Source organism: Xenorhabdus stockiae (genome assembly GCF_002632825.1).
Lineage (GTDB): Bacteria > Pseudomonadota > Gammaproteobacteria > Enterobacterales > Enterobacteriaceae > Xenorhabdus > Xenorhabdus stockiae.
The window spans coordinates 1-2,954 of record NZ_NJAJ01000087.1 but is presented as its reverse complement, the minus strand read 5'-3'; the positions used below and the strand labels follow the sequence as shown (position 1 = coordinate 2,954).

1 rRNA gene is annotated in these 2,954 nt (G+C 53.9%); it reads left to right on the top strand.

Going from position 1 to position 2,954, the window contains the following annotated elements:
* Window positions 1-25: 25 nt before the first annotated feature.
* Window positions 26-2,934, top strand: a 23S ribosomal RNA gene (locus Xsto_RS22845).
* Window positions 2,935-2,954: the final 20 nt, after the last annotated feature.

Sequence of the window (2,954 nt, the reverse complement as noted above, 5' to 3'; positions counted from 1 at the left end):
ATCCGAAGACACCTTCGGGTTGTGAGGTTAAGCGACTAAGCGTACACGGTGGATGCCTAGGCAGTCAGAGGCGATGAAGGGCGTGCTAATCTGCGATAAGCGCCGGGAAGGGGATATGACCCGCAAGACCCGGCGATACCCGAATGGGGAAACCCAGTGCAATCCGTTGCACTATCCTGACCTGAATTCATAGGGTCAGGAGGCGAACCGGGGGAACTGAAACATCTCAGTACCCCGAGGAAAAGAAATCAACCGAGATTCCCCCAGTAGCGGCGAGCGAACGGGGAGGAGCCCAGAACCAACATCAGTGTCAGCGTCAGGAGAACGGTCTGGAAAGGCCGGCAGTAAAGGGTGATAGCCCCGTATCTGAAAACGCTGGCAGTGGGAGTTCGATGAGTAGGGCGGGACACGTGGTATCCTGTCTGAATATGGGGGGACCATCCTCCAAGGCTAAATACTCCTGACTGACCGATAGTGAACCAGTACCGTGAGGGAAAGGCGAAAAGAACCCCGGCGAGGGGAGTGAAAGAGAACCTGAAACCGTGTACGTACAAGCAGTGGGAGCACCCTTTGGGGTGTGACTGCGTACCTTTTGTATAATGGGTCAGCGACTTATATTCTGTAGCAAGGTTAACCGTATAGGGGAGCCGCAGGGAAACCGAGTCTTAACTGGGCGTTAAGTTGCAGGGTATAGACCCGAAACCCGGTGATCTAGCCATGGGCAGGTTGAAGGTTGGGTAACACTAACTGGAGGACCGAACCGACTAATGTTGAAAAATTAGCGGATGACTTGTGGCTGGGGGTGAAAGGCCAATCAAACCGGGAGATAGCTGGTTCTCCCCGAAAGCTATTTAGGTAGCGCCTCGTGAATTCATCTTCGGGGGTAGAGCACTGTTTCGGCTAGGGGGTCATCCCGACTTACCAACCCGATGCAAACTGCGAATACCGAAGAATGTTATCACGGGAGACACACGGCGGGTGCTAACGTCCGTCGTGAAGAGGGAAACAACCCAGACCGCCAGCTAAGGTCCCCAAGTCATGGTTAAGTGGGAAACGAAGTGGGAAGGCTCAGACAGCCAGGATGTTGGCTTAGAAGCAGCCATCATTTAAAGAAAGCGTAATAGCTCACTGGTCGAGTCGGCCTGCGCGGAAGATGTAACGGGGCTAAACCATGCACCGAAGCTGCGGCAGCGACACGTAAGTGTTGTTGGGTAGGGGAGCGTTCTGTAAGCCGTTGAAGGTGGCCTGTGAGGGCTGCTGGAGGTATCAGAAGTGCGAATGCTGACATAAGTAACGATAATGCGGGTGAAAAACCCGCACGCCGGAAGACCAAGGGTTCCTGTCCAACGTTAATCGGGGCAGGGTGAGTCGACCCCTAAGGCGAGGCTGAAAAGCGTAGTCGATGGGAAACAGGTTAATATTCCTGTACTTGGTGTTACTGCGAAGGGGGGACGGAGAAGGCTATGTCATCCGGGCGACGGTCGTCCCGGTTTAAGCGTGTAGGTGGGCAGTCTTGGTAAATCCGGACCGCTGTATAACACTGAGGCGTGATGACGAGGCACTACGGTGCTGAAGTGACAGATGCCCGGCTTCCAGGAAAAGCCTCTAAGCTCCAGGTAACATTGAATCGTACCCCAAACCGACACAGGTGGTCAGGTAGAGAATACTCAGGCGCTTGAGAGAACTCGGGTGAAGGAACTAGGCAAAATGGTGCCGTAACTTCGGGAGAAGGCACGCTGGCAGTAGGTGAAGGGACTTGCTCCCGGAGCTGAAGCCAGTCGCAGATACCAGCTGGCTGCAACTGTTTAATAAAAACACAGCACTGTGCAAACACGAAAGTGGACGTATACGGTGTGACGCCTGCCCGGTGCTGGAAGGTTAATTGATGGGGTTATCCGTAAGGAGAAGCTCTTGATCGAAGCCCCAGTAAACGGCGGCCGTAACTATAACGGTCCTAAGGTAGCGAAATTCCTTGTCGGGTAAGTTCCGACCTGCACGAATGGCGTAATGATGGCCAGGCTGTCTCCACCCGAGACTCAGTGAAATTGAACTCGCTGTGAAGATGCAGTGTACCCGCGGCAAGACGGAAAGACCCCGTGAACCTTTACTATAGCTTGACACTGAACACTGGTCCTTGATGTGTAGGATAGGTGGGAGGCTAAGAAGTGTGGACGCCAGTCTGCATGGAGCCATCCTTGAAATACCACCCTTTAATGGCTGGTGTTCTAACGTAGGCCCGTTATCCGGGTTGCGGACAGTGTCTGGTGGGTAGTTTGACTGGGGCGGTCTCCTCCCAAAGCGTAACGGAGGAGCACGAAGGTTAGCTAATCACGGTCGGACATCGTGAGGTTAGTGCAAAGGCATAAGCTAGCTTGACTGCGAGCGTGACGGCGCGAGCAGGTACGAAAGTAGGTCTTAGTGATCCGGTGGTTCTGAATGGAAGGGCCATCGCTCAACGGATAAAAGGTACTCCGGGGATAACAGGCTGATACCGCCCAAGAGTTCATATCGACGGCGGTGTTTGGCACCTCGATGTCGGCTCATCACATCCTGGGGCTGAAGTAGGTCCCAAGGGTACGGCTGTTCGCCGTTTAAAGTGGTACGCGAGCTGGGTTTAGAACGTCGTGAGACAGTTCGGTCCCTATCTGCCGTGGGCGTTGGAAGATTGAAAGGGGCTGCTCCTAGTACGAGAGGACCGGAGTGGACGCACCACTGGTGTTCGGGTTGTCATGCCAATGGCACTGCCCGGTAGCTAAGTGCGGAAGAGATAACCGCTGAAAGCATCTAAGCGGGAAACTTGCCTTGAGATGAGTCTTCCCTGATTCCTTGAGAATCCTAAAGGAACGTTCGAGACGAGGACGTAGATAGGCTGGGTGTGTAAGCGTTGCGAGACGTTGAGCTAACCAGTACTAATGAACCGTGCGGCTTAACCTGACAACACCGAAGGTGTTTTG